The sequence below is a fragment of the Halomonas sp. 3D7M genome, from assembly GCF_014897885.1.
Lineage (GTDB): Bacteria > Pseudomonadota > Gammaproteobacteria > Pseudomonadales > Halomonadaceae > Vreelandella.
This window is the reverse complement of the sequence record NZ_JABUZF010000111.1, coordinates 3,294-4,500: the sequence shown is the minus strand read 5'-3', so window position 1 is coordinate 4,500 and position 1,207 is coordinate 3,294. Positions and strand designations below refer to the sequence as shown.

The 1,207-nt window shown below is 62.7% G+C and carries 1 protein-coding gene and 1 pseudogene; both read left to right on the top strand.

From position 1 onward, the window contains the following. Positions 1–329: pseudogene (locus INT22_RS04970) on the top strand (hypothetical protein); the annotation flags it as partial. 57 nt (positions 330–386) lie between these two features. After that, the coding region (locus INT22_RS20265) for a serine hydrolase domain-containing protein (RefSeq protein WP_226912418.1) at positions 387–1,207 on the top strand (821 nt) is incomplete at its 3' end.

Sequence of the window (1,207 nt, the reverse complement as noted above, 5' to 3'; positions counted from 1 at the left end):
TTGGCGGCGAGACTTATGGCAGAGCCTTCGATAGCGGCACCATCTCTGGCGACAAAGGTGCAGCGGCCTCGGCCCGGGTAAGCCACGAGGTCGATATCGGGCTGGCACTCCTGCCCACGCTTTCAACCTCGGCCTTCGTGGATTACGGCGCAGCCTGGTCCGACGACGTCACCGGACACATGTATCTTGGCTCCTATGGAGTGGGCCTTGGTGGAACGTTAGAGGAACGGCTGAATTTCCAGGTTATCGGTGCGCTTCCTTGGACCCGTTCTGACATAGTGGACGACAAGGGGGGCAAACTAATTTTCCAACTGGCAATGCCCTTCTGATCCGCTAGGAGGTATCGCCTCACCTGTCGCGCCACCCATCCCACAGGAGATCCTGACATGACTACACCGAAAGCCGCACGCCCCCTTCTGAGGTCGGCCTTGAGCGTTCTAAGCGCTGCCGCAGCGTTGCTTGCGCTCAATGCCCCGCTCCATGCGGGGACGCTGCCGACCATTGCCTTGCCGGACCCGGCAGTCTCTCCTGCGCGGGCGAACCTGTTGCCGGTGCCGCAGGCGCGGATCGACGAAGCAGTCGCCTCGCTGGATGAGCTGGTGCAGGATATGTTGGATCGGACCGGAGTACCGGGCCTCGCCGTTGCCGTGGTGCATGGGGAAGAGACATTGCTGATGCGCGGCTGGGGGCTGCGGGCGGAGGGCGCGGAGGAACAGGTGGATGCGGATACAGTCTTTCTGCTCGCTTCGTTGTCCAAATCTGTCGGAGCCACGGTGGTGGCCGCGCAGGTTTCGCAAGGGACCGTCGGTTGGGATGATCCGGTGCGCAACCACTTACCGTGGTTCGACCTGGGCGATCCCTGGGTCAGCAATCATGTCACCATCGGGGATCTCTATGCGCACCGCTCGGGCCTGCCGGACCACGCCGGTGATGATCTCGAGGATATAGGCTATGACCGTCGCGCTGTACTGGAGCGGCTGGCGCAGCTGCCCATGGGGCAGTTCAGAGCCGATTACGCCTATACGAATTTCGGCCTTACGGCTGCCGCAGAGGCCGTAGCCACCGCAACCGGCAAGGACTGGTCAACGCTCTCGCAAGAGGCGCTCTATGGTCCGCTCGGCATGGAGGCAACCAGCTCGCGCCACTCAGATTACATGGCGCGCGACAATCGCGCCGCTAGCCATGTGCCGGATGCCAACGGCTTCCG